At 72.0% G+C, this 25,677-nt stretch carries 22 protein-coding genes; 9 read left to right on the top strand and 13 right to left on the bottom strand.

Annotation, left to right across the window (positions count from 1 at the left end; all coding sequences use genetic code 11):
- The first annotated feature begins 22 nt into the window (after nt 1-22).
- From JOM49_RS17590 to JOM49_RS17570, 5 genes are all read left to right on the top strand, one after another.
- Nucleotides 23-2,509 (top strand): M14 family zinc carboxypeptidase, encoded by a 2,487-nt coding sequence (locus JOM49_RS17590; RefSeq protein WP_372444028.1) that lies wholly within the window; start codon nt 23-25, stop codon nt 2,507-2,509.
- 89 nt (nt 2,510-2,598) lie between these two features.
- Entirely contained in the window at nt 2,599-4,092 is a 1,494-nt protein-coding gene (locus JOM49_RS17585; RefSeq protein WP_209665362.1) for a cryptochrome/photolyase family protein, read from the top strand.
- The gene (locus tag JOM49_RS17580) at nt 4,089-5,399 is read left to right on the top strand and encodes a cryptochrome/photolyase family protein (protein WP_209665361.1); all 1,311 of its coding nucleotides are present in this window, start codon (nt 4,089-4,091) and stop codon (nt 5,397-5,399) included. Before JOM49_RS17585 ends, JOM49_RS17580 begins: the two co-directional genes overlap by 4 nt.
- Before the next feature lie 67 nt (nt 5,400-5,466).
- Nucleotides 5,467-6,195 carry an HAD family hydrolase gene (locus JOM49_RS17575; protein WP_209665360.1) on the top strand — a complete coding sequence of 243 codons (729 nt, stop codon included), beginning with the start codon at nt 5,467-5,469 and terminating at the stop codon, nt 6,193-6,195.
- On the top strand, nt 6,196-8,547 hold the full coding sequence (locus JOM49_RS17570; RefSeq protein WP_209665359.1) for a glycoside hydrolase family 65 protein: 2,352 nt from the start codon (nt 6,196-6,198) through the stop codon (nt 8,545-8,547).
- On the opposite strand, the gene JOM49_RS17565 is transcribed toward JOM49_RS17570, so the two are convergent.
- The 3 genes from JOM49_RS17565 to JOM49_RS17555 are packed head-to-tail and all read right to left on the bottom strand — an operon-like array spanning nt 8,544 to nt 10,257.
- Nucleotides 8,544-8,753: a hypothetical protein gene (locus tag JOM49_RS17565; RefSeq protein ID WP_209665358.1), complete on the bottom strand. Its 210-nt coding sequence runs from the start codon at nt 8,751-8,753 to the stop codon at nt 8,544-8,546. The two genes, JOM49_RS17570 and JOM49_RS17565, sit on opposite strands and share 4 nt — an antisense overlap.
- 41 nt (nt 8,754-8,794) lie before the next feature.
- The gene (locus tag JOM49_RS17560; RefSeq protein WP_245369360.1) at nt 8,795-9,277 is read right to left on the bottom strand and encodes a hypothetical protein; all 483 of its coding nucleotides are present in this window, start codon (nt 9,275-9,277) and stop codon (nt 8,795-8,797) included.
- 41 nt (nt 9,278-9,318) lie between these two features.
- Nucleotides 9,319-10,257, bottom strand: coding sequence for a Ppx/GppA phosphatase family protein (locus tag JOM49_RS17555; protein WP_245370504.1), 939 nt, complete (start codon nt 10,255-10,257; stop codon nt 9,319-9,321).
- A gap of 174 nt (nt 10,258-10,431) precedes the next feature.
- On the opposite strand from JOM49_RS17555, the gene JOM49_RS17550 reads away from it, so the two are divergent.
- On the top strand, nt 10,432-11,082 hold the full coding sequence (locus JOM49_RS17550) for a sortase domain-containing protein (protein ID WP_209665355.1): 651 nt from the start codon (nt 10,432-10,434) through the stop codon (nt 11,080-11,082).
- Here JOM49_RS17550 and fahA read toward each other — a convergent pair.
- The 10 genes from fahA to JOM49_RS17500 all read right to left on the bottom strand — a co-directional run bounded on the left by fahA (nt 11,075) and on the right by JOM49_RS17500 (nt 20,192).
- Entirely contained in the window at nt 11,075-12,271 is a 1,197-nt protein-coding gene (gene fahA, locus JOM49_RS17545) for a fumarylacetoacetase (RefSeq protein WP_209665354.1), read from the bottom strand. The two genes, JOM49_RS17550 and fahA, sit on opposite strands and share 8 nt — an antisense overlap.
- Nucleotides 12,264-13,313, bottom strand: a complete 1,050-nt coding sequence (locus tag JOM49_RS17540; RefSeq protein ID WP_209665353.1) for a dipeptidase — start codon at nt 13,311-13,313, stop codon at nt 12,264-12,266. The genes fahA and JOM49_RS17540 overlap by 8 nt, the downstream gene beginning before the upstream one ends.
- A 79-nt stretch (nt 13,314-13,392) precedes the next feature.
- A complete protein-coding gene (locus JOM49_RS17535) occupies nt 13,393-15,378 on the bottom strand; it encodes a peptidoglycan D,D-transpeptidase FtsI family protein (protein WP_209665352.1) in 1,986 nt (661 codons plus the stop codon).
- Between the two features lies 1 nt (nt 15,379).
- Nucleotides 15,380-16,069, bottom strand: coding sequence for a cell division protein FtsL (ftsL, locus tag JOM49_RS17530; RefSeq protein ID WP_209665351.1), 690 nt, complete (start codon nt 16,067-16,069; stop codon nt 15,380-15,382).
- Nucleotides 16,066-17,016 (bottom strand): 16S rRNA (cytosine(1402)-N(4))-methyltransferase RsmH, encoded by a 951-nt coding sequence (gene rsmH, locus JOM49_RS17525; protein ID WP_372444027.1) that lies wholly within the window; start codon nt 17,014-17,016, stop codon nt 16,066-16,068. The genes ftsL and rsmH overlap by 4 nt, the downstream gene beginning before the upstream one ends.
- Nucleotides 17,017-17,224: 208 nt before the next feature.
- On the bottom strand, nt 17,225-17,656 hold the full coding sequence (mraZ, locus tag JOM49_RS17520; protein ID WP_209665349.1) for a division/cell wall cluster transcriptional repressor MraZ: 432 nt from the start codon (nt 17,654-17,656) through the stop codon (nt 17,225-17,227).
- A gap of 301 nt (nt 17,657-17,957) precedes the next feature.
- Complete coding sequence (locus JOM49_RS17515) at nt 17,958-18,704, bottom strand: ESX secretion-associated protein EspG (protein WP_209665348.1); 747 nt, start codon at nt 18,702-18,704, stop codon at nt 17,958-17,960.
- Nucleotides 18,701-19,267, bottom strand: a complete 567-nt coding sequence (locus tag JOM49_RS17510; protein ID WP_209665347.1) for a PE-PGRS family protein — start codon at nt 19,265-19,267, stop codon at nt 18,701-18,703. The genes JOM49_RS17515 and JOM49_RS17510 overlap by 4 nt, the downstream gene beginning before the upstream one ends.
- 26 nt (nt 19,268-19,293) lie before the next feature.
- Nucleotides 19,294-19,830: a DUF3558 domain-containing protein gene (locus JOM49_RS17505; RefSeq protein WP_209665346.1), complete on the bottom strand. Its 537-nt coding sequence runs from the start codon at nt 19,828-19,830 to the stop codon at nt 19,294-19,296.
- A gap of 5 nt (nt 19,831-19,835) precedes the next feature.
- Entirely contained in the window at nt 19,836-20,192 is a 357-nt protein-coding gene (locus JOM49_RS17500; RefSeq protein WP_209665345.1) for a hypothetical protein, read from the bottom strand.
- 322 nt (nt 20,193-20,514) lie between these two features.
- On the opposite strand from JOM49_RS17500, the gene JOM49_RS17495 reads away from it, so the two are divergent.
- From JOM49_RS17495 to JOM49_RS17485, 3 genes are read left to right on the top strand one after another with little or no spacing between them, the layout of a single operon-like run.
- The gene (locus JOM49_RS17495; RefSeq protein WP_209665344.1) at nt 20,515-21,606 is read left to right on the top strand and encodes an AAA family ATPase; all 1,092 of its coding nucleotides are present in this window, start codon (nt 20,515-20,517) and stop codon (nt 21,604-21,606) included.
- A 7-nt stretch (nt 21,607-21,613) separates the two neighbouring features.
- Nucleotides 21,614-22,888 carry a DUF58 domain-containing protein gene (locus JOM49_RS17490; RefSeq protein WP_209665343.1) on the top strand — a complete coding sequence of 425 codons (1,275 nt, stop codon included), beginning with the start codon at nt 21,614-21,616 and terminating at the stop codon, nt 22,886-22,888.
- Complete coding sequence (locus JOM49_RS17485; protein WP_308158774.1) at nt 22,885-25,416, top strand: transglutaminase TgpA family protein; 2,532 nt, start codon at nt 22,885-22,887, stop codon at nt 25,414-25,416. Before JOM49_RS17490 ends, JOM49_RS17485 begins: the two co-directional genes overlap by 4 nt.
- Nucleotides 25,417-25,677 lie beyond the last annotated feature (261 nt).

The raw sequence follows: 25,677 nt of genomic DNA, 5'->3' as shown, positions 1-25,677 counted from the left end.
AACTTTCTGGGAGGGCCTGGCAGTGGGCAATTCACCGGAACGACTCAGACTCCGGCGCGCGGTCACCGCGGGGGCGCTGGCCGTCGCGCTCGCGGGCGGGCTGGCTTCGGCCACCACCGCGACCGCCGCCGACAACGTGGTGCGAGCGGACAACTCGGTCGCGCGCTCGTGTTTCGCCGCGCCGTTGCCGAAGAACGCGCCCGGCGCGGACCGCCGTGAGGTGACCGCCTCGGTGAATGGTCTGGTCCAGGCCCGGCTCTCGCCCTCGCGCGGCAGCGAAGGCGACTGGGACCTCGCCGTGTTCGACAAGGCCACCGGCAAGGTGGTCGCCGCTTCGGCCGGGCTGCGCACCCGCGAACTGGCCGAAAGCTTTGTGAAGCAGGGCCAGCAGCTCGTCGTGCAGGCGTGCCGCTACAGCGGGCCGGCGCGCAACGCCGTGCTCGGCGTGGACTTCCTGGCGCTGACCCCGCAGGGCAGCGCCCCGGAGAAGGCCGAGCTGGTCCGCGTGCACACCCCGGCCAAGGCGGACAAGGACCGGCTGCTCGACCTCGGCCTGGACGTGACCGAGAAGGCCGACGCCACCGGGGTCGAGGTGGTGCTGGCCGGTGCCGAGGACCGCGGCAAGCTGGCCGCCAGCGGCCTGCAGTCCACTGTGGTCATCCCGGACCTGTCGGCGAAGTCGGTGCAGAACGCCAAGACCGACGCCGAGTTCGCGGCCAAGGCACCGCCGTCGGTGCTGCCGTCCGGGCGCACCGCCTACCGCCACCTCTACGACTACGAGTTCGAGGTCAAGGAACTCGCGCGCGCCAACCCGAACCTGGTGCGGGCGTTCACGCTGCCCGAGGCCACCATCGAAGGCCGTGAAGTGGTCGCCGCCGAGGTCGCCACGAACGTCTCGAACCCCGCCGACGGCAAGCCGGTGAACTTCACCATGGGCGTGCACCACGCCCGTGAGTGGCCGGCCGGCGAGCACGCCATGGAATGGCTGCACGACCTGGTCAAGGGCTACCGGACGAACAACGCCGAGCTGAAGAACCTGGTAGGGCGCACCCGCAACATCGTGGTGCCGATCGTCAATCCCGACGGCTTCTCCATCTCCCGCGAAGCCGAGCCGCGCGGCGACTTCACCCTGTTCGACTACGAGATGAAGCGCAAGAACTGCAACGCCGCCGACTCGCCGCCGCAGTACGCCACCGGGGTCTGCAAGGCGAACCCGGCGGGCAGGCTGCGCGGCACCGACCCGAACCGCAACTACGCCGGGTTCTGGGGCGGTCCCGGCGCGGCGACGGCGTGGAGCGACGACACCTTCCGCGGTTCCGGCCCGTTCTCCGAGCCGGAGACCCGCAACATCCGGTCGATCGTGTCCTCGCGCCAGGTGACCAACCTGATCACCCTGCACACCTACTCGAACCTGGTGCTCCGGGTGCCCGGCGTGGCCGACGTGCGGCCGCCCCTGGACGAGCCGGCCTACGCCGCGCTCGGCGCGAAGATGGCTTCCCGCAACGGGTACACCAACCAGCCGTCGTGGGCGCTCTACGACACCACCGGGTCCACCGAGGACTGGTCGTACTGGGCCACCGGTGGCTGGGGCTTCACCTTCGAGATCGGCCCGAACGAGTTCCACCCGCCGTTCGCCGACGGCGTGATCGCCGAGTACGCCGGGCTCGCCCCGGCGGCGGGCGCGGGCAAGGGCGGCAACCGCCAGGCGTTCACCGACATGCTGGCCAACGCGGCCGACCCGGCGGCGCACTCCACGCTGATCGGCTCGGCGCCCAAGGGCTACGAACTGAAGCTGCACAAGACCTTCCAGACGCCGACCTCGGCGGTGCAGAACCCGGACGGCTCGACCGGCGCGCCGATCTACGTGACCGACAAGCTGGATTCGAAGCTGACCACCACCGGCGGCCGGTTCGCCTGGTCGGTCAACCCGTCCACCCGCCCGTACGTGGCCGGTCGCTACGGCCGTGACCCGCAGGGCCCGGCGCAGGCCGGGATCCCGCTGGCCAACCCGGCGGGCGTGCCCGCGGAGAACACCGACTACCCGAGCGACGACGTCAACGTGGAGAGCGTGCCGTTCCACGTCGACGGGCTGCCCGCGGTGGACAACGGCAAGCTGACCGTGGCCGTGGACTGGGCCAGCACGGCCACCGACTGGGACGTCTACGTGTTCGACTCGACCGGCAAGCTGGTCACCCAGTCGGCGAACGGCAGCACCCGGCAGGAGCGGGCGGTGATGTTCGACCCGCCGGCCGGTGACTACGTCGCCGTGTTCGTCAACTACGACCAGGTGGACCCGGCCACGCCGGACGACTGGACCGCGCGCGTCGAGTTCGCCTCGCCGCTGCCGACCACCTACGGCCCCAAGGAGGCGTACACGCTCACCTGCACCTCGCCGCGCGGCAAGATCGTCGGGCTGACCGACGTGTTCGCCGACCGCGGGCAGACGGTGGACGTGGGCGAGGTCTGCACCCGCTCGGCCCGCGCCACGAAGGAGCGCAACGGGGGCTGACCCCGCGGCAGGAAAGGCGCCCCGGCGGACATCACCCGCCGGGGCGTCCTCGCGCTGCGAGCCGGGCACGGTCCCCGCAGGCTGTACGCGTGACCGACGAGACGCCGCTGTGGTTGTTCGCCGACCAGCTCGGCCCGCACTTCCGCGGCGGCGACCTGGCCGGGCGCCCGATCGTGCTGGTCGAGTCGGCGCACGCCTTCGCGCACAAGCGCTTCCACCGGCAGAAACTGCACCTGGTGCTGGCCGGGATGCGCCAGCTCGCGGCCGAACTCGGCGACCAGGTCACCCTCGTCCGCGCGGAGAACTACCGCGCGGGGCTGGCGGAGTTCGGCAGTCCGGTGGTGGTGCACGAACCCCATTCCCGCGCGGCCGACCGGCTGGTCCGCCGCCTGCGCGACGAGGGCGTGGTCACCGAGATCCGGCCGACGCCCGGCTTCACCCGGTCCAAAGCGGACTTCGCCGAGTGGGCACGCGACCGGCACCGGTACCTGATGGAGGACTTCTACCGCGACCAGCGCCGGCGCCTGGGCATCCTGGTGGAAGGCGACGGCGAACCGGTGGGCGGCCGGTGGAACTTCGACCACGAGAACCGGAAACCACCGCCGAAGCAGCGCACGCTCGACGTGCCGAAGCCGTGGCACCCGCGGGAGAACGAGATCGACGAACAGGTCCGCGCGGACCTGGACCGGATGGCCCGCGACGGCCGGATCTCGCCGGTCGGGGTGGACGGGCCGCGCCGGTTCGCGGTCACCAGGGCCGAAGCACGCCGGGCGCTGAAGAGGTTCCTCGACGACCGGCTGCCCACGTTCGGCCCGTACCAGGACGCGATGCTCGGGGACGACTGGGCGATGTCGCACGCGCTGCTCTCGGTGCCGCTCAACCTCGGCCTGCTCGACCCGCTCGACGTCGCCGAGCAGGCCGCCGCCCGCTACGAGGACGGCAGCGCGCCGCTCGCCTGCGTCGAGGGTTTCGTCCGCCAGATCCTCGGCTGGCGCGAATGGGTGTGGCAGCTGTACTGGCACCTCGGACCGGACTACCTCGACCACAACCGCCTGCAGGCCTGCGAACCCGTGCCGCGGTGGTGGCTCGAACTCGAACCGGAGGCGGTGACCGCGCACTGCCTGCGCACCGCGCTGACCGGCGTCCGCGACCGGGGCTACGCGCACCACATCGAACGCCTGATGGTGCTCGGGAACCACGCGCTGCAACGCGGGTACCGGCCGCGTGAGCTGACCGAGTGGTTCGCCACCGCCTTCGTCGACGGCTTCCCGTGGGTCATGCCCGCCAACGTGATCGGGATGAGCCAGTACGCCGACGGCGGCATCGTGGCGACCAAACCGTATGCCGCGGGCGGGGCGTACGTGAACCGGATGAGCGACCACTGCCGCCGCTGCGAGTTCGATCCGAAGGTCCGCGTCGGCGAGAACGCCTGCCCGTTCACCGCGGGCTACTGGGCCTTCCTCGACCGCAACGCCGGGCGCCTCAAGGACAACCACCGGATGCGGCGGCCGCTGGACGGACTGGCCCGGCTGTCCGACCTGCCCGCCGTGGTGGACCAGGAACACCGGAGGGACCACTTTTGACCGTCGCGATCGCCTTGTTCACCCGTGACCTCCGGGTGCACGACAACCCCGTGCTGACCGCGGCCGCGAAGGCGGGCCGGGTGATCCCGCTGTTCGTGCTGGACGAGCGGATCACCGGCACGCCGAACCGGGCCGCCTTCCTCGCGGACTGCCTGCGCGACCTGGACGCCGGGCTGGCGGAACTGGGTGCCCGCCTGGTGGTCCGCCGCGGTGACGTGGTCACCAGGGTGCGTGAGTTCGGGGCCGACGAGGTGCACGTCGCCGCCGACGTCAGCGCGTTCGCGCACCGGCGCGAGGACGCGCTGCGCGACGAACTGGGCGACCGCCTGATCGTCCACGACGCGGTGACCACCGTGCTCGCGCCGGGCGCGGTGACGCCCACCGGCGGCAAGAACCACTTCGCCGTGTTCACCCCGTACTTCCGGCGCTGGTCGGAGACCGACCGGCGCTCGGTGCTCGAACCGCCGAAGCTCTCCCCCGCCCGGGTCCGCGCCGGGAAAGTGCCGTCGGCGGGGGAAATCTGCGCCGGGCGGACCGCGCCGGACCTGCCGGACGGCGGTGAGCGCGCGGGCCGCGAACTGGTCGGCGACTGGCTCGACGGCCAGGTGGACGACTACCCGCGGAAGCAGGACGACCTGGCCGCGGGCGGGACCTCACGGCTGTCCCCGCACCTGCACTTCGGCTCGGTGTCGGCCAACGAACTGGTGCACCGCGCCGGCCGGTCGGCCGGTGCCGAGGCCTTCGTCCGGCAACTGGCCTGGCGGGACTTCCACCACCAGGTGCTCGCCGCGCGGCCGGACTGCACGCACGCCGACTACCGCGCCCGCGGTGACCGCTGGCGCCGGTCCGCCCCGGACCTCGATGCCTGGCGCGACGGGCGCACCGGCGTCCCGATCGTCGACGCCGGGATGCGGCAGTTGCTGCGCGAGGGCTGGATGCACAACCGCGCGCGGCTGATCGTGGGCAGCTTCCTGACCAAGACGCTGTACCTGGACTGGAGGGAGGGCGCCCGGCACTTCCTGGCGCACCTGATCGACGCCGACATGGCCAACAACCAGCTCAACTGGCAGTGGGTCGCGGGTACCGGCACCGACACGCGCCCGAACCGGGTGCTGAACCCGCTCCTGCAAGCGAAGCGGTACGACCCGCAAGGCGACTACGTGCGCCGGTACGTGCCCGAACTCGCCGGGATCGAGGGTCCGGCGGTGCACGAGCCGTGGAAGCGCGGCGGCGCCGACAACTACCCGGACCCCATCGTTGACCTGCGAGCGGGCGCCGATCGCTTCCTCGCCGCCCGGGGAAAATAAGGCGAACCGGACGAGCCGGGACGAACACTGCACGGCGGCGACGGCCGACCGCCGGTACGGTTCGGACATGCTTGGTTTGCCCGATGGGATCACCACCTGCCTGTTCGACCTGGACGGCGTGCTCACCGGCACCGCCGCCCTGCACAAGCAAGCGTGGAAGCAGACCTTCGACGAGTTCCTGCGGGCTCGCGACGGCGCGGACTTCCGTCCCTTCACCGATCGCGACTACGCCGACCACGTGGACGGGCGGCCGCGGTTCGACGGGGTCCGGCAGTTCCTGGCGTCGCGGGAAATCGTCCTGCCCGAAGGCGAACCCGGCGATCCGCCGGACCGCGAAACCGTGCACGGCGTGGGGAACCGCAAGAACGAACTCGTGCTGGCGATCATCGACGAGCAGGGGGTGAACCCGTACCCCGGCTCGGTGCGCTACCTCGAAGCCGTCCGTGACGCCGGGCTGAAGATCGGCGTGGTCACCTCGTCGGCCAACGGCGCGAAGGTGCTCGACGGCGCCGACCTGACCAAGTTCGTGCAGGCGCGGATCGACGGCATCGAGATCGTGCAACGGAAGTTGCGCGGCAAGCCCGCGCCGGACTCGTTCCTGGCCGGGGCCCGCGCGCTGGACACCGAACCGGCCGCGGCCGCCGTCTTCGAGGACGCCATTTCCGGGGTGCAGGCGGGCAAGGCTGGCGCATTCGGTTACGTGGTGGGGGTGGACCGCGAGGACCAGGCTGAACAGCTGCGTGCCGCGGGCGCCAACGTGGTGGTGGACGATCTCGCGGAACTTCTGGAGGGCTGAGTGACTCACGGGTACGAGCAGAGCGAGCGGTCGCCGTGGGAACTGCGCTGGATCGGCTTGGACGTCGAACAGTTGCAGCGCACGGAATCCACCTTCGCGCTGTCCAACGGGCACATCGGCCTGCGCGGCACGCTCGAGGAGGGTGAGCCGCGCGGGTTGCCGGGCACCTACCTCAACGGGTTCTACGAGTCGTACCAGCTGCCCTACGCCGAGGCGGGGTACGGCTATCCCGAAGACGGGCAGACCGTGGTCAACGTGACCGACGGCAAGATCATCCGGCTGCTGGTCGAGGACGAGCCGCTGGACATGCGGTACGGGCAGGCGACCGCGCACGAGCGCGTGCTCGACTTCCGGTCCGGCACGCTGCGCCGGACCACCGAGTGGTCCTCCCCGACCGGGCGCCGCGTCCGGGTGCGCACCGAGCGGCTGGTCTCGTTCACCCAGCGCGCGGTGGCGGCCATCCGGTACGAGGTGGAACCGCTGGACGGCGAGATCCAGCTGGTGGTGCAGTCCGACCTGCTGGCCAACGAGCCGATCGAGTCCCCCACCGGCGACCCGAGGGTGGCGGCGGCGCTGGACTCGCCGCTGGTCGGCGAGTTCGCCATGGCCGAGGACTACCGCGCGGTGCTGGTGCACCGCACCCGCGAGTCCGGGCTGCGCATGGCCGCGGCGATGGACCACCGCCTGGAGACCACCGACGGCCTGCGCACCCGCATCCACGCCGAAGACGACCTGGCCCGGTTGACCGCGGCGGTCGACGTGCCGAAGGGCGAGAAGCTGACGCTGATTAAGTACGTCGGCTACGGCTGGTCGGCGCAGCGCTCGGCACCGGCACTACGCGCGCAGGTGGAAGCGGCGCTCGACGGCGCGCTGCAGACCGGCTGGGAGGGCCTGCTCGCCGAGCAGCGGCAGTTCCTCGACGAGTTCTGGGAATCCGCCGACGTGCAGATCGACGGCGACCCGGAACTCCAGCAGGCCGTGCGGTTCGCGTTGTTCCACGTGCTGCAGGCCGGTGCCCGCGGCGAAAGTCGCGCCATCCCGGGCAAGGGGCTGACCGGCCCCGGCTACGACGGCCATGCCTTCTGGGACACCGAATCCTTCGTGCTCCAGGTGCTGACCTACACGATGCCGGAAGCCGCGCGTGACGCGCTTCGCTGGCGTCACACCACTTTGGACAAAGCGCGGGAGCGGGCGGCACAGCTGGGCCTGCGTGGCGCGGCCTTCCCGTGGCGGTCGATCAACGGCGCCGAGTGCTCGGCGTACTGGCCGGCCGGCACCGCGGCCTTCCACGTCAGCGCGGACATCGCCGACGCGGTCGCCCGCTACGTGGCCGCGACCGCCGACCAGGACTTCGAACGGCACTACGGCACCGAAATCCTGCTCGAAACGGCTCGGTTGTGGATCTCGCTCGGCCACCACGGCAAGCACGGCGGTTTCCGGATCGACGGCGTCACCGGGCCCGACGAGTACTCGGCCATCGCGGACAACAACGTCTACACGAACCTGATGGCGCAGCGGAACCTGCGCGAGGCCGCGGAATCCTGCGAGCGGCACCCCGACATCGCCGAATCCTTCGAGGTCGACGCCGACGAGATCGCCGAGTGGCGGCGGGCCGCGGACGAGATGGTCATCCCCTACGACGACCTGCTCGAAGTGCACCCGCAGGCGGAGCGCTTCACCCAGCACGTGGACTGGGACTTCGAGAACACCCCGGCGGAGCACTACCCGCTGCTGCTGAACTACCCGTACTTCGACCTCTACCGCAAGCAGGTGATCAAGCAGGCCGACCTGGTGCTGGCCATGCACCTGCGCGGTGACGCGTTCACCCCGGAGCAGAAGGCACGCAACTTCGCCTACTACGAGGAACGGACCGTGCGGGACTCCTCGCTCTCGGCCGGGACGCAGGCGGTGCTGGCCGCCGAGGTCGGGCACCTGGACCTGGCCTACGACTACCTCGCCGAAGCGGCCTTCACCGATCTGCACGACGTGCACAACAACGTGCGCAACGGGCTGCACATGGCGTCGCTGGCCGGGGCGTGGCTGGCCACCGTCGCCGGTCTCGGCGGCATGCGGGACCACGACGGCAGCCTGTCGTTCGCGCCCCGCCTGCCCCGCGGCCTGGACCGGGTGTCGTTCCGGCTGATCTTCCTCGGCACGCACTTCTCCGTGGAGATCACCCCCGAGGAGGCGAAGTACCAGCTGCTCAGCGGTGACGAGCTGGACATCCGGCACCACGGCGAAAAGGTGACCGTCAGCGAGTCGGCGACGGCGATGCCGATCCCGGAAGCGCCGTCGCTGCCCGAGCCCTCCCAGCCGCCGGGCCGTGCCCCGGCCCGGCGGCGGAAGGATTAGTCCGGCGGTTCGGGGTTTTCCCCGGTGGGGGGCGTTTCCGGCTTGTCCGGCGTGGTGATGTCGTCGCTGTTCGGCAGGTTGTCGATGTCGACATCCTTGGTCTGCTGCGGATCGAGGTCGGGGTGTTTGGGCGTCCGGGGCACCTCGGCCGACAGCGGCTGGTCCTCGTCTTCGTCGGCGCCGGAGCGGCGTTGTTGTTCACGCATACCCCCGGGGTACCCGCGAACGGCCGGGTTGACAACCGGGCTCAGCCGAAGGCTTCCGTGGTGGCGCGCACCCGCAGGCGTTCCACGGTTTCGCTCTGCTCCCCGGCCCGCTCCAGCAACCGGTCCAGTGCGGTGACGTCGAGCCGGGAGTCGCCGACCGCGCGGTGGCGCAGCGCGCGCCAGCACGCGGCCTTGCCTTCCACGCCGAGGCGCACGGCCTCCAGTTCCACCACCCGGCTCAGCGGGGACCGGCGGAACAGCTTGCCGTTGAACTTCAGCCGCCCGACCTTCTCGGCGGCCCAGGCCAGCGCGGCCTTGTGCCGGGCCAGCACCACGTCGAGGCCGTTCATGATTTCGAGCAGGCTGCGCCGGTCCTCGGCGATCTCGGCGGCCACCCGGCGCAGTTCGGGGCCGTAGTCGGTGTCGCGCTCGGCGGCGGCCAGGCGGCGGCTCAGGTCCACGCCGCCGGTCGCGCCGGCGAGGTGGTCGTTGAGGTAGGTGCCGAGATAGGCGTCTCGGCTCACGTGGGTGACCATTGCGGCGGGGTACCCCACCCGGGTCACGGCTAAGCGACGCGCAGGGCTCCGGCGGCCTCGCCGTCCAGCATGGTCAGCAGCAGGCCCTCGGTCGTGGACCACGGGCACACGTCCACCTGTTCACCGCAGACGGTCAGCAGTGCCTCGGCCACGATCGCGCCGGCCAGCGCCTGGCGGGAACGGCACCGCGAGATACCGGGGAGTTCGGCACGCCGGTCCGCGGGCAGCTTCGCCAGTCGCGGGATCCAGCGGCGCAGATCGTCGACGTGCAGGGTGCGCGGGACGAAGTCTCCGTCCCGCTGGGGTCTCGCCCCGGCGAGGCGGGCCAGCTGGCGCAGCACCTTCGAGCAGCCGATCGCCCGCGAGCCCCCGATCAGGTCGTCGGCGCCGTCGAGCGCCTCGCGCACGCGGTCCAGGGTGTAGGCGCGCAAGGCGTCCACGCGCTTGGCCGACGCCTGTTCGCTGCTCAGCCACGCGCGGGTCATCTCACGGGCGCCGAGCTTGAGCGAGCGTGCGAAGGTGGCCACTTCACCGGCACCCGCGGCGATTTCGACCGTGCCACCGCCGACGTCCAGCACCACCAGCGGTCCCGCCGCCGCGCCGTACCACCGGCGGGCGGCGACGAAGGACAGCTCCGCCTCGCGGCGGCCGGACAGGAAGCGCAGTTCGGTGCCGGTCGCCCTGGCGACCTTCGCGACCACCTGCCGCGCGTTCGCCGCGTCCCGCACCGACGAGGTCGCGAACGGGAAGACCGCCTGCGCGCCGTGCTCGGCCGCGACGCGGTTCGCCTTGCGGACCGCTTCGGTGATGGACTCGATGCCCCTCTGGCTCAACCGGCAGTCGGCGTCTAGCGCGCGGTCCAGCCGGAGCCGCGTCTTGTGCACGAGTGCTGGTTCCACCGGCGATCCACCGCGTTCCACCAGCACCAACCGCGCGCTGAAGGCCCCCACGTCAAGCACTCCGACCAGCTCTTGCGCCACGCACAACCTCCCACCACGTCCACCGGCAACCGATTGTTCCCCGTTGATCCGGCTGGCAAACCCCAGTAAAGAACTTTTTAACCTACCCCATACGGGTGATGTAGGGGTCCAGTGGGTCTCGGAGAGGTAACACCTGCCGTGGTCAACAGCGATCAAGAAACCATGAAAGAGGGGTGCCGCGAGGCCGGGGAAACCGGCCGGCTGGCCGGGGTGGTCGCGGCCGTGGTCGTGGTGGTCACCGGCGCGCTGACCGGCGTCACGCTCGTCGTCACCCCGCAGCGCACGGCGGTGCCGGTGACCGGCGGGGAGCTGACGGTGGCCCCGCGGGAGGCGGCCAGCCCGTCCAACCGCCCGCTGCCCCCGGCGAAACCGGTGTCGCTGGAGATCCCGGCGATCGGCCTCGCCACCGGCACGCTCGCCGAACTGGGGCAGACCGCCCGTGGCGCGATGGAGGTGCCGGGCGAGGGCAAGCGCGCGGGCTGGTACACCCCGGGCCCGGCGCCGGGCGAGACCGGCCCGTCCCTGATCAGCGGACACGCGGTGTACGCCTTCGCCAAGGGCGTGTTCGACCGGCTGCACGAGGTGCGCAGCGGCGACGTCGTGCGTGTCGGCCGCGCCGACGGCTCGACCGCGGAGTTCGAGGTCTACCGGGTGGAACACCGGCCGCGGCGGGCCGAACCGGCCACCGCCGACGACTACACCGGCGCTTCGGGTACCGGCCCGGAACTGCGCCTGGTCACCTGCGCCGCCACCTACGACCGCAGCGCCGGCACCCACACCGACGAGGTCGTGGTCTCCGCCCGCCTCAGCTGAGCCCCACCCGGCCGGTCACCCCGCCGAAGCCGAGGCGCGTGCCGTCCGGGCCCGGGGCGGTCGCGGTGATCGTCACCTCGTCGCCATCTTCGAGGAAGGTCCGGGTGCCGCCCGCCAGCTCGACCGGCTCGGTCCCGTTCCACGACAGCTCCAGCAGCGAACCCCACTGCCCGCGCTCGGGCCCGCTCACCGTGCCCGACGCGTACAGGTCACCGGTCCGCAGGCTCGCGCCGTTGACCGTCAGGTGCGCCAGTTGCTGCGCCGCGGTCCAGTACTGCGTGGCGAACGGCGGCGAGCTGAGCAGGTGCCCGTTCAGCCGCACTTCGAGCGCCAGGTCCAGTCCGGCCCCCGGCTCCCGCAGGTACGCCACCGGCTCGGGCTCCTGCCGCGGCGGCGCCACCGACGCGTGCGCCAGCGCGTCCAGCGGAACCACCCACGGCGACACCGAAGTGAGGAACGACTTGCCCAGGAAAGGGCCCAGCGGCGCGGATTCCCAGCTTTGGATGTCGCGCGCGGACCAGTCGTTGACCAGGCACACGCCGAAGACGTGCTCGGCGTAGTCGGCCACCGCCACCGGCTCGCCCGGTTCCGACGGCGTGCCGACGACGAAGCCGACCTCCGCCTCGAAGTCGAGCCGGGCACTCGGCCCGAACGCGATCTCGTCCCCGTCGCGCCGGAGACCGTGCGGCCGGCGCACCGGCGTGCCCGAGACCACCACGGTGCCCGCGCGGCCGTGGTAGCCGACCGGCAGCGAACGCCAGTTGCGCGGCACCTCGTCACGCGATTGGGGCCGGAAGATCCGGTTCGCGTTCAGCGCGTGCTGCTCGCTCGAATAGAAGTCGACGTAGTCCGCCACCTCGAACGGCAGGTGCAACTCGACCTCGGCCAGCGGCACCAGGTGCGCGCTCACGCGCTCGCGGTGCGCTTCGTCGATCAGCCAGCCGGTGATCGTCTCGCGGACCTCGCGCCACACCGGCCGTCCCGCCGCCATGAACGAGTTGAGAACCCCGGCCCGCAGCAATCCAGCGAAGTCCGTGCCGTCCGCCGCCGCGGTCAGGTCGAGCACCTGGTCGCCGATCGCCACGCCGATCCGGCGTCCGTCCCCGCCCGGCCCGGAGAACACGCCGTACGGCAGGTTCCCCAGGCCGAAGCCGGTGTCCTCCGGCAGGCCGAGCCAGGTTTCAGGCATCGGTGTAACCGGCGCCCTTCGCCACGTCCTCCGCGCCACGCAGCACCCGCAGCACGTTGCGCCCGGCGAGCTTCGTGAGGTCGTCCTCGCTCCAGCCGCGATCGAGCAGCGCGCCGAAGAGCACCGGGTACTTCGAGACGTCCTCCAGCCCGGCGGGCAGCGATTTGACGCCGTCGTAGTCCCCGCCGACCCCGATGTGGTCGATCCCGGCCACCTCACGCGCGTGCTCCAAGTGCTCGACCACGTCCTCGATGCCCACGGAATCCTTGGCGGAGACGAACCTCGGCACGAAGGTGACCATGCAGACCCCGCCGTTGCCGGCGAGCCGGGCGAGCACGTCGTCCGGGACGTTGCGCGGGTGGTCGTTGACCGCGCGGCACGAGGAGTGCGTAAACACCACCGGCGCGGTGGTCACGTCGAGCGCGTCCCGCATGGTGCTCGGCGCGACGTGCGAGAGGTCGACGAGCATGCCGATCCGGTTCATCTCGCGCACCACGTCACGGCCGAAGTCGGTCAGCCCGTCGTGCACCGGCTCGTCGGTGGCCGAGTCCGCCCACGGCGTGTTCGAGTTGTGCGTCAGCGTCATGTACCGCACCCCGAGGCGACGCAGGATCCGCAGCACCCCCAGGGATTCGGCGATGCTGTGGCCGCCCTCGGCGCCGAGCATCGAGGCGACCCGGCCGTCGCGGAACGCGGCTTCGGCCTCGTCGGCGGTGCGTGCCAGCGCGAGCTGGTCCGGGTAGCGCTCGAGCAGCTGGTAGACCACCTCGATCTGCTCCAGCACCGCGGTCACCGCGCTGTCCCCGGTGAACTCGCACGGCACGAACACCGACCAGAACTGCAGGCCGACCTTGCCCTCACGCAGGCGCGGCAGATCGGTGTGCAGCCGGTCCTGCCGCTGGAGCAGGTCGATCGCGGCCACCGCCTCCCGCGGGTCCGGCCCCGCCAGGTTCCGCAGCGCCCACGGCAGGTCGTTGTGCCCGTCGGCCAGTTGTGCCGCCGACAGCAGCGCCCGCGCCCGATCCACCCCGGCTGGAGTCATCCCCGGTCCTTCCCATCGCCCACAAGCCCATTGCCCTCGAACCCATCGCCCACAAGGTTCCTGGACGACCGTACCGGGATCAGCCCAGCACCAGCGGGACCACCGGAGCCGCGCCGTCCGACAGCGGCAGCTGGTAGCGCTGCGCCAGGTAGGAGGCGACGTCGTGGAACAGCGGCCCGGCCGAGTGCCCGGCGGGCAGCGTGGTGTCGGGCGCGTCGAGGTGGATGCCGACCACGAACCGCGGGTTGTCCGCGGGCAGCACCCCGGCGAAGGTGATGTTGTACAGCGAGTCGCTGTAGGCGTTGGTCCGCGGGTCGATCTGCTGCCCGGTGCCGGTCTTGCCGGAGATCTGGTACCCGGCCAGCGCCGCCTGGGGCGCGGTGCCGGAGTTCTGGTTCTTCCCCTTCTGCGTGGTCGCGCGCAGCATGTCCAGCACGGTCTTCGCCGTCTCCGGCGTGGTCACCTGGGTGGTCTTCGGCGCGGGCTGCTCGACCCGGGTGCCGTCCGGGTTGACCTTGGCGCGCACCACCCTCGGCTCCACGCGCAGGCCGCCGTTGGCGATCGCCTGGTACATCCCGGCCATCTGCACCACGGTCATCGACAGGCCCTGGCCGATCGGCAGGTTCCCGAAGGTGGTGCCGGACCACTGGTTGCGCGGCGGCACCGAGCCGGGGCTCTCACCGGGCAGGCCGATGCCGGTGCGCTGGCCGAGGCCGAACTTCTTGAGCATGTCGGCGAAGGGCTCCTCGCCGAGCTTCTGCGCCAGCAGCAGCGTGCCGACGTTCGAGGACTTCGCGAAGATCCCGGTGGTGGTGAAGTTCTGCGTGCCGTGCGTCCAGGCGTCGCGCACGGTGTGGTCGGCCACGCGCAGCGCGCCGGGCACCGACAGCACCGACTCCGGGGTGGCGATGCCGTGCTCCAGCGCGGCCACCGCGGTGACCACCTTGTTCACCGAGCCCGGCTCGAACGGCGTGGTGACCGCCCGGTTGTTCATCTGGTCCGGGGTCGCCTTGGCCAGGTCGTTCGGGTCGAAGGTGCGGTCGTTGGCCAGCGCGTAGACCTCGCCGGTCTTCGCGTCCATGATGACCGCGCTGCCGCCCTTGGCCCGGCTCTTGGCCACGTAGTCCGACAGCTTGCTCTGCAGGTCGTACTGCAGGTCCGCGTCGAGGGTCAGCTCCAGGTCCGAGCCGGCGGTGGCCGGCTGCAGGTCGCGCTCGGTGCCCGGGATGACCACGTCGCCGCCCTGCTCGGTGTCCACCAGGCGGCGGCCGGGGGTCCCGGCCAGCTCGTTGTCCCAGGTGGCCTCCAGCCCGGCCAGGCCGTGCAGGTTGTGCTTGGAGACGTCGGAGTCCTCCATCTGCCACTTCGCCACGCCGACCACGTTGGCCGCCAGCGTGCCGCCCGGGTACTCGCGCTTGGCGCGCGTCTCCTCGCTGATCTCCGGGAAGTTGTCGCCGTCGGTGATCTCCGCGGCGATCGAGGGCTCCACGTCGTCGACCAGGAAGGTGAAGTCGTCCGGCTTGCGGAACTTGGCCAGCAGCTCCTGCTCGTCGGTCTTGTCCGGCAGCTTCCCGGCGATGAACTTCGCGGCCGCGGCGGAGCGGGTCTCGAAGTTCTGCCCCTTGTCCGGGTGCTTCTGGGCGTACTCGGCCCAGGAATTGCGCATCAGGCGCAGGTTCACCGACAGCGTGCGGTTCTCCACGCTGAACGCCAGCTTGGTGCCGTTGCGGTCCATGATGGACCCGCGCTGCGCGGGGATGTCGATCGGCGTGGTGCGCTGGCGCTCGGCGCTGGCCGAAAGCGTCTCGGCGTCGAAGGCCTGCACCTTCACCAGCTGCAGCCCGGCGATGGACAGCAGCACCACCAGGATGATCCGCACCGAGGCGAACCGGCTGCGGGTGCTGCCGTTGGCCGCCTTGCCGTTGGCCCGGCGGATCCCGGTGGCCGAGTAGGTGCGGCGCGGGGTACCGCGCCCCGCCCCGCCCCCGGCCTGCGCGCTGGTCCGCCGGGGCTGCGCCCGGGTGCCCGCCACCCGGACCGGCCCTCGACGCGGCCTGCCCGTCATCTCACTGCCCTCCTGGCGCCTGGTTCTGCTGGTTCTGCTCGTTCTGCTGCTGCTCCTGCTGCTGCCGGTCGGCTTCCGGCTGCTGGAGCGACGGATCCGGCTGCCCGTCGGACATCGACGGCGCGGGCGGCGGCGCGCTCTCCGGCTCGGTGCCGCTGCCCGCTCCCGGCGCCGTGGGCGGCGTGGCCTGCTTCGGCTCGCCGACCACGGTGTAGCTGCCGTCCGGGTTGACGATGATCCGGGCCGGGTCGCCGCCGGGCACCATGCCGAGCGCCTTGGCGCGCTCGTCCAGCGAGGAGGTCGACTCCTGCCGGGTGACCTCGCGCTGCAGCCGTTCGGCCTGCTCGACCAGTGCGGCGTTGTCCTTGCGCAGCTCGTCGAGCCGGTAGCTGTCGGCGATGGCCTGGGTGGACAGCCACAGCGTGGCGACCACGCCCACCGCGAGCAGGCCCATCATCAGCAGCACGAAGGTCGCGCGCGAGCGGGGCAGCCGCAGCTTGAGCTTCAGCCTCGGCCGCGGCTTCGCCACCGCGGTGGCGCCTTCCGGGCCGCGCTCGGGGCGCTCCTCGGCTTCGGCGGCGCGCTGCGCCCGCCGGGCGTACGCGCGTTCGGCTGCCGAGGTCCGGGTACGGCCGGTGGTGCCGCGCTGCTCGGCGCGAGCGCGCGTGCGGGAACGCGTGGGTGCCGTCACTTTGCCGCCTCTCCGATCCGCTCCGCGGCTCGCAGCCGTACCGAGCTCGCTCGCGGGTTCGCCTCGATCTCCGCTTCGTTCGCCTGTTCCGCCCCCCGGGTCAGCAGCCGCAGCTCGGGCCCGTGCCCGGGCAGTTCGACCGGCAGTCCTTCGGGGGTGCGGGATTTCGCCTTCGCCGCCAGTGCCTGCTTGACCAGCCGGTCCTCCAGCGACTGGTAGGACTCGACGACGATCCGGCCGCCCATGGCGAGCGCGCCCAGTGCCGCGGGCATGGCCCGGCGCAGCACCTCCAGCTCGCCGTTGACCTCGATCCGCAGTGCCTGGAAGGTGCGCTTGGCCGGGTGCCCGCCGGTCCGCCTGCTCGCCGCGGGCACCGCGGCGTAGAGCAGTTCGACGAGCCTGCCGCTGCGCTCGAACGGCTCGGTCTCGCGCGCGGACACCACGGACCGGACGATCCGCTGGGCGAAGCGCTCCTCGCCGTACTCGCGCAGGATCCGGATCAGCTCACCGGGCGGGTAGGTGTTGAGCACGTCGGCCGCGGTCGGCCCGGTGGTCGGGTCCATCCGCATGTCCAGCGGGGCGTCCCTGGCGTAGGAGAACCCGCGCTCGTCGCGGTCCAGCTGCATCGAGGACACGCCGAGGTCGAACAGCAGCCCGTCCACAGTGGACATGCCGAGCCCGGCCAGTGCCTCGGGCAGTTCGTCGTACACGGCGTGCACCAGGTGCACGCGGTCGCCGTGGTGGCGCAGGCGCTCGGCGGAGCGCTCCAGCGCGGCCGGGTCGCGGTCCAGGCCGACCAGGGTCAGCCCGGGGTGCGCGGAGAGCAGGGCGTCGGAGTGGCCGCCGAGGCCGAGGGTGGCGTCCACCAGCACCGCGTCGGGCTTGCCGAGGACGGGGGCGAACAGCTCGAGGATCCGGTCCAGCAGCACCGGAACGTGTTCGGCCACAACACCCACCCCCTTCCTGGTCGACCTGGAGAAAACGCCGATGCCGCCAGGTCTCCGTCCGCCCGCTGCGAACCTGGTGCCGGGGAAGGTGCACCAGGGCCACTGAGCGGACAGAGGCCTGACGGCATCCGCGAAACCGGCGCGGCGTTCCTCCGCGCGGCCGGTGGGACCCCCGCCCCCCGACGGCGTGGGTGCCGGCGGCCGCGTGTCAGAACACGCCCGGCAAGACTTCCTCCTGTGCCTTCGCGTAGCTGTCCTCGTGTTCGTCCAGGTAGCCCTGCCACGCTTGGGCGTCCCAGATCTCCAGCCTGGTGATCGCACCGATCACCACGCACTCCTTGTTGAGCCCCGAGTACCGGCGGAGCTCGGGCGCGATGGTGATGCGCCCCTGCCCGTCCGGGCGTTGCTCATCGGTTCCGGCGAACAGATAGCGCTGGTAGGCACGCACCGCCTCGTTGGTGAACGGGGCTTCGGCGACCTTGCGGGCCATCTGCTCGAACTCGGCGCGCGGGAAGACATACAGGCAGTGGTCCTGTCCCTTGGTGACCATCAGCCCACCTGCCAGCGCGTCGCGGAACTTCGCGGGCAGTGTGAGCCGCCCCTTGTCGTCGAGCTTGGGGGTGTGGGTACCGAGGAACATCGGCCGCACCTCCCCGCCGGTCTCCGCCAAGGCGGGGATCGGCCACGGGGCTCCCTTCCGCCCCACTTGGCACCACCGTACCCCACTTTTCACCACAGTCAACGGCAATTGACCGCACATTCACCCGCCAGAGCGGACGTTTCCGCAGGTGAGAGCGGTGGGGGCCAGGTGGGGGCGCAGTGGGGGAGCTGAGCCAAGATCCCCCAAGTCGGGGGTGCCGGGCAACGGATGAATCCGCTACACGTCCTGTGCTCCCCCGGATGCGGCCCCGGTGGTGGGGAATGGTGGGGAAAGTGGGGAGTCAGCCCTCGAGCAGGCCGGCGAGCCGCTGCACCAGCCGCGGGCCGTCGATCGGGGTGACCGTCACCCAGTCCTGCCCGCCGCGGCCCGGCTCCAGCGAACTCAGGTAGGCGCCGACGTCGGTCCAGAACCAGCTGACCCCGCCGACGCGCCGCGCGTGGGCTCCGTCACGCACGCGCACGGTGAACTGCCCGGCGCCGTAGATCGGGCGCGCCTGGATCGCCAGGACCTCGCTCAGCTGCTTCTCGCGTCCGGCCGTGCGGCCGTTGCCCGCGAACACCGGGTCCTCGACACCGCCCGCCAACGCGGTCGCGGGCAGGCTCACGCCGTACCCCGGACCGGGCTCCAGCGCGGGCAGGAGTTCCACGATGGACGACAGCAGCTCGCCGTCCCGGATGGTGGACAGCCCGATCGTCCGGTTCGGCTGGGTCGCCAGCACGCCGTGCCTGCCGTCGGCCGCGGCCACCGCGCGGAACGGCGTGTCCGAGGTCATGTCCAGCAGCGCTTCGCACTCCACGTAGACGGAGGCCGTGGCCAGCGTCCGGAGGCGCTCGACGAGTGCTTCGTCGAGCCCGTCCGCCGGGTCGTAGAGGCCGCGCTCGGCGAGGTTGGCGTAGACCGACGCCCGGATCTCGGCGCGCTCGCCGTCGGTGGCGCCCACACTGCGGACACCGAGCACTTCGGGGGCGCGCGGCAGGCCGAGGTCGGCCCACAGCACGTCGAACGCGGAGGCCGAGACCCGGATCATGCCCGGGTGGTCAGCGGTGGCGGCGGCGCGAACGACTGCTCCGGGATGGCGTCCCGCAGCGCCGCGTCCCGCGCGTTCAGCACGTCGATCGCCTTCTGCCGCGCGGCTTCGGCGGCGGCCTTGGTCTCCTCCATCGCCGCGGGCAGGCCCGCCAGCGCGAGCAGGTTCCCGCTGGCCGCGGCCGAGCGGATCATGCCGGCCGGGTCGTACTCGACCGGCTCCGGCATCTCGGCCTTGGCCCTCGCGGCGATCTCCGCCTGCGCGGCCACCGAGCCGCCGACCGAAGTGGACACCCCGGCGACCTCACCGGACCAGCGTGCGGCCTGGGTCAGCACCCCGCGCAACGCCTCTCCGCCCTCCCCCGACCAGTGCTCGCGGCTGTGCTCGAGGAGCGCGGTCAGCGCCTGGGCCGACTCGTGGAACCGGCCGGCCAGCTCGTCCCACTGCCCGCCGATCGCCCCGGCCTCGCCGGGATCGTTGCCCGCGTCGACCTCGTCCTTCAGCGCCTGGTGGCTGTAGGCCTCGTATCGCCGGGTGGACACCGGCACGCTGCGGTCAGGCATTCGAAGCTCCCGTGGGCTGTGGCGGCTCAGGGCAGTTTGGGCTCCACCAGTCCGGCGACCTCGTCCGCGCGGGCGCACGCGGCCTCGGTACCGGTGAAGGTCGTGTTGCTGACGTCGATCTGCACGCTCGCCGACTCCCCCGCGCCCAGCAACACCGCACAGGTTCCGTCATCGGCCTTCGCGTCGGCGACCTTGAGGCCCTCCCGGCCGCCGACCTCGATCTGGCGCGCGCTCCGCTTCTCCGTGCGCAGGTCGGCCAGTCCCTTCGACTCGTCGACCGAGATCGCCAGGCCGAAGGTGCCCGCCTCGGTCCAGTCGCAGGTGCGCGCGGAGCCGATGGCCTTCGGCTCGCCGACCGAGGTCAGGCCCACGGTCGAGCGCTCGGCGGAGCTGAGCAGCGTGCACGGGTCGAGCCCGGCCTGGCCGGGTGGCGCGCTGTTCGGGGCGGCGGTGTCCGCGGCGGTGCTGGTGTCACCACCGGACGCGGCGGGCTCACCCTGCGCGCACGCGGTGGCGAGCGCGAGCGCGGGGAGCAGGAGCAACAGGTGGGGAACGCGGCTCATCCGGGTCAGCCACCGGTGCATTCGACGTCGTCGGCGGCCTTGCCGTCCGCGTCGGAGTAGCGCTCCAGCGCTTCGGCGATGGAGGACTTGAGGTCCTCCAGTTCCCGGCCGAAGGCGACCAGCGACTCGATCGCCGAGCCCTGCTGCCCGATCCCGTACTCGGCCATGAACTTGCCGACCTCGTCGGCGTAGCCCCCGCCGAGCGGGACCTGCCTGCCGAGCACCTTGGCGTGGCGGATCATCTCGCCGACCACGTCCTGCAGCTCGGACAGCCGCGTGTAGGCGTCACCGGCCAGCTCCGGCGCGACGGTGAAGGCCGCGGCGGTCCCGGCCGTCCTGTCCCTCGTTTCGACCTCCGGCACTGTAACCGCCCTCCCGTCTCCCACCGCCACCCTCAACCGAGCTGCGCACTGCGCACACCTTGAGTAGCCGGGCGGATCCGCTGAGCAGAATACGACAGAACGCGGCGTGAGGACATCGCCCAGCCCACCAGGGCGTTACTCACCCGATCGGCCCAATATTGATGGTTGCGGACAGTGATCACAGGGTTCTCCCCAACGTTTCGCTCACGTTTGACACACTTCGTGGGAGGCTGACCGTTGAATCGGGTGGCCGGATACAGGCACGCACGGGCGCGTCCGCCCGTTGTTCCAAGACGCATGCGCGTCGGCACCAGGAGGTCGAGTGACGTCGAGAACGCAGTCCGCGGTGCCCGGCGACCAGGCGCCCTACTACCCCGCCGAGGTTTCGGCGGCGGGACCGGGCGTGCGCGGGAGCGGTGGCGCCAACGGTCACGGGTCCGCGTCGCTCAGCGAACTGCACGACACCGCGGCCCGCATCGCCGCCAACGTCGAACGGGTACTGGTCGGCAAGCCCGAAGTGGTGCGCATCGCGCTGGTCACCCTGCTCGCCGAGGGCCACCTGCTGGTCGAGGACGTCCCGGGGGTCGGGAAGACCTCGCTGGCCAAGGCACTGGCGCGCTCCATCGACTGCACGGTCAGCCGCATCCAGTTCACCCCCGACCTGCTGCCCAGCGACGTCACCGGGGTGTCCATCTACAACCGGCAGACCGGCGGCTTCGAGTTCCGGCCCGGCCCGGTGTTCGCGAACATCGTGGTCGGCGACGAGATCAACCGCGCCTCGCCGAAGACGCAGTCCTCGCTGCTCGAGTGCATGGAGGAGCACCAGGTCACGGTCGACACCAGCACGTACGAGCTGGAAGAGCCGTTCATGGTAATCGCCACGCAGAACCCGATCGAGATGGAAGGCACCTACGCCCTGCCCGAGGCGCAGCGCGACCGCTTCACCGCGCGCGTGTCGATCGGCTACCCCGACCCGCAGGCCGAGCTGGCCATGGTCGACGAGCACTCCGGGCACAACCCGATGCACGACCTGCGCCCGGTCTCCGACGCGGCCACCGTGCACCGGCTCATCCGCGCGGTGCGCAAGGTCCACATGGCACCCGAGGTCCGGCAGTACGCGGTGGAGCTGGCTTCGGCCACCCGCCAGCTGCCGGAGATCCGCCTCGGCGCCTCGCCGCGCGCCACGCTGCAACTGGTCCGCGCCGCCCGTGCGCAGGCCGCGTTGTCCGGCCGCGAGTACGTGGTCCCGGACGACCTGCACGCGGTCGCCGTGCCGGTGCTCGCGCACCGCCTGGTGCTGACCACCGAGGCGCACGCCGCCCGCCGGTCGGCCACCGACGTGGTGCGCGCGGTCGTCGCCCGGGTCCCGGTGCCGCAGGCGGGCGCGCAGGCCAACGGGCAGAGCCGCCGGTAGCCCGGTCATGCTGCGCTCGCTGTCCGGCCTGACCACCCGCGGCCGTTGCCTGCTCGCCGCGGGCGTGGCCGCCGCGGTCTGCGCCACCGTGCTCAACGAGCGCGACCTGCTGCGGGTCGCGGTGTTCGTGATCGCGCTGCCGTTGCTGGTCGCCGGGTTCATCTCGGCGGCCAAGGTGCGCATCGGCGCCAACCGCAAGCTGTTCCCGGACCGGGTGCAGGTCGGCGGGGCCGGCGAGGTCCAGCTGGAGCTGTGGCGTACCGGCCGGCTGCCGACCGGGGAGGTGCTACTCGAGGACGGCGTGCCGTACTCGCTGGGCGGGCGCCCCCGGTTCGTGGTCGAGCGGCTGCCCCAGCACCAGGCCGTCGCGCTGCGTTACCCGATCCAGCCGATGCTGCGCGGTATCCAGCAGGTCGGCCCGCTGCGGGCCACGGTCACCGATCCGTTCGGGCTGTGCGAGTTCGAGCGCGAGCTGATCGGCCACACCAAGCTGGTGGTGGTGCCGCGGTTCGTCAGCCTGTGGGGACTGCCTTCGGGCGCGGGCATCGGCGTCGGCGACGACGGCAACGTCCGCCTGCACGCCGGACAGGGCGAGTCCGACGTCATCGTCCGGCAGTACCGCCAGGGCGACGACCTGCGCAAGGTGCACTGGCGCTCGACCGCGCGCCGCGACGAGATCATGGTCCGGGTCGAGGAGCGGCCGTGGCGCGGCGGCACCACCGTGCTGCTGGACCACCGCGCGGCCGCGCACCACGGCACCGGCCCGTCGGCCAGCCTGGAGTGGGCGGTGTCCTTCGCCGCCAGCGTCTGCCTGCACCTGCGCCGCGCGGGGCACCGGGTCCGCCTGGTCACCGAGCACGGCCGGACGCTGGCCGACGCCCCCGGCGACGGCGGTGACCACCACGACCACCTCATCCTCGACGCGCTCGCCGGACTCCAGCCCGCGCACGAGCGCGACGTCACCAACGGCAGCGATCCGGCCGAAGGACAGGAGCTGATCGCCGTGCTCGGCACCGTGAGCAACGAGGCGGTGCACGAGCTGAACCGGTTCCGGCCACGCGGCATCCGCAGCCTCGCCGTGCTGCTCGACACCCCGGCGTGGTCCGGCGGCGTCAGCGCCCCCGAACACCGCGCCGCGGCCACCGAGGAGTCGGCGAGCCTGCTGCGCGCGGCCGGCTGGGGCGTCGTGGTCGCCGGTCCGGCGAGCCCGATGCCGCAGGTGTGGGCCGAGCTGTGCCGCTCGACCGCGCGCCGCGGCACGCTGATCGGCGGTTCCCTGTGACCACCGCGCCCCCGGCACCGCCGATTCCGCACACCCCCACCGAACGGCCGGAGCCCCCGGCCGCGCCGTGGGTCAGCTCGATCTTCGCCCCGCTCGCCGCGGGACTGGCCACGATCTGCGCGTCCACCTCGATCACCGGGGTGGTCGGCGGCGCGGCCTGGTTCGGTTACGTCATCGTCGCGGTCATCCTGGTCGCCTGCACCGGGCTGGCGCTGCGGACCCTGCGCACGCCGACGCTGCTGGTCGCGCTGGCCCAGCTGCTGGTGCTGAGCTTCCTGGTCACCGGGGTCTTCACCAGCCACGGCATCCTCGGGATCTTCCCCGGGCCCGCCGCCCTCTCCGAATTCCAGGACGTGCTGGGCGAGGCGTCCGAGCAGATCCGGATGGGCCTGCCGCCGGTCGAGCCGACCCCGCCGATCCTGTGCCTGGTGGTCATCGCGATCGGGCTGGTCGCGGTGCTGGTGGACACCTTCGCCGTGGCCGCTTCGGCTCCCGCGGCCACCGGGCTGATCCTGCTCTGCGTCTACGCGGTGCCCGCTTCGCTTTCCGACGGCATGCTGCCGTGGTGGACCTTCCTGCTCGGCGCGGCGGCCTTCGCCGGGCTGCTCGCGGTCGACGGCAGCCACCGGCACCGCCGCTGGCGCAACCGGACCGCCCCCGGGCTGGGCGCCTCCCCCGCGGCCGCTTCCGCGCCGGTGGCCGTGGTCGCCGTGGCGTTGTCATTGGGCCTGGTGGCCGGCGGCACGATCACCGCGATCGGCACCGTCGGCAGCATCCCCGGCGATGGGCCGGGCGGTGAGGGCAACCGGCCCACCGGCGGTCTCGGCATCAACCCGTTCACCCAGCTGCGCGGCCTGCTCGACCAGGGGCAGAACGTGGAGCTGTTCCGGGTGCGCGGGCTCAACGCCCCCGGCGACCGCCGCATGCTGCGCGCGTTCACGCTGAACTACTTCGAGCCGAACCAGGGTTGGAAGATCGCCGACGAACCGCGGATGCCGCCCGGCGTGCCGGCGAACCAGCCGAGCCTGCCGCTGGCCCCCGGTGACGACGGCAGCGGTGAGACCAAGGAAATCCAGATCGAGCCGATCAACTGGGTGGACGTCTGGCTGCCGGTCTACGGGGCACCGCGCTCGCTGCGCAACATCTCCGACGGCTGGCAGTACGACTCGGTCAGCGGCGCGGTGTACAGCGAGGCGAAGCGGCAGTCGCCGCCATACGTGCAGGAGGCGTCGCTGCGGGTCCCGACCAAGGACGCGCTGCGCGGTGCCGACACCGAGGCCGAGCAGATCCCGTCCATCTACACGCGACTGGACCAGGTCGACCCGCGCGTGGTCGCGCTGACCCAGCAGCTGACCGAGAACGCGACGAACGACTTCGACCGGGCCACCGCGGTCTGGAACTACTTCAACTCGCAGAACGGGTTCACCTACGACACCCGCACCGCCTCGGCCGCCGACTCCGACGCGCTGGCGGACTTCCTGCTCAACGGCAAGCGCGGGTACTGCGAGCAGTTCGCCTCGGCGATGGCCGTGATGCTGCGGACGCTGAACATCCCTTCGCGCGTGGCGATCGGGTTCACCCCCGGCTACACCACCGCCGACTACCGGTCGATCACCTCGCAGGACGCGCACGCGTGGGTCGAGGCGTACTTCGGCGAACTGGGCTGGGTCACCTTCGACCCGACCCCGCTGGCCGACTCGCGCGGCTACATCCCGCCGTACCTGCGCCCGGACGAAGGCCCGGACTCGGAGGCGGAGGCGGGCAGCCCCAGCGCGTCCACCTCGGCCGCGCCGCCGCGGCTGCCCGGTGAGGAGACGAACACGCCGGACCTCGGCGCGCAGCCGGATCAGCCGGAGGAGGAGCAGCGGCCGGGTGAGGGCCCGGACTGGGTGCTCTGGCTGGCGCTGGCGGCACTGGTGGCGGGCTTCGCCGTGGCCGGGATGCTGTGGCAGCGCGCCGACCGGGCCAAGAAACAGCGGCAGAGACCACCACCCGATCCGTCGGCCCCGGTGCAGACGGTCGCGCCGCCGGGCTCCGACACGTGGCTGCCGCTGCTCGCGGCCGGGTTGCTGATCGCGGGCGTCGGCCTGCTCGCCTGGCTGTGGACGGCGTTGCTGGCGGTGCCGCTGGTGCTCGCGCTGCTCGCCGCAGCCGGGCCGTCGACCATCCGCGAGGTCGTGCGACGGCAGCGGTTGCAGGTGATCGGGGCGAGCGGCCCGGAAGCCGCGAACGCGGCGTGGAAGGAACTGCTGGACGAATGCCGGGACCGCGGGGTGCCGGTGGAGCCCAGTGACACGGTGCGGACGACCGCGCAGAAGATCGCGCAACGCCACCGCCTCGACGACGAAGGCAAGGGCGGCCTGCGCACGGTCGTCGGCGTGGTGGAACGCTCGTGGTACGGCAGTTCGCCGGAAAGCGACCCCACCTTCGGCCGCGCCTTCGACGACGTCCGCACCAGCCTGACGCGCAACTCCCCCATGTCCTGGCGAGGCCGCCTCTTCCCCCGCTCCCTCTTCCGCCGCCACTGACCCACCCACCCGGCAGCCGGAGTGCGGTCTTCGGCTGCACGAGTGTGAGCCTCGCCTGCCTGAACGTGGGGTTCGCCTGCCTGAGTGTGCAACTCGCTTGCACGAGTGCGGGGTTCGCCTGCCCGAACGTGAGGTTCGCTTGCACGAGTGTGGAACTCAGCTGCACGAACGTGTAGTTCGCCTCCCCCGGCGTAAGCCTCGCCCACCCCCCAAAATCCCGAACCCCACACTCACGCACCCGAACCCCACGTTCGGGCAGCC

Source organism: Amycolatopsis magusensis, assembly GCF_017875555.1.
Lineage (GTDB): Bacteria > Actinomycetota > Actinomycetes > Mycobacteriales > Pseudonocardiaceae > Amycolatopsis > Amycolatopsis magusensis.
Note: the sequence above shows the minus strand (reverse complement) of the source record. Positions and strands in the feature narration are given on the sequence as shown.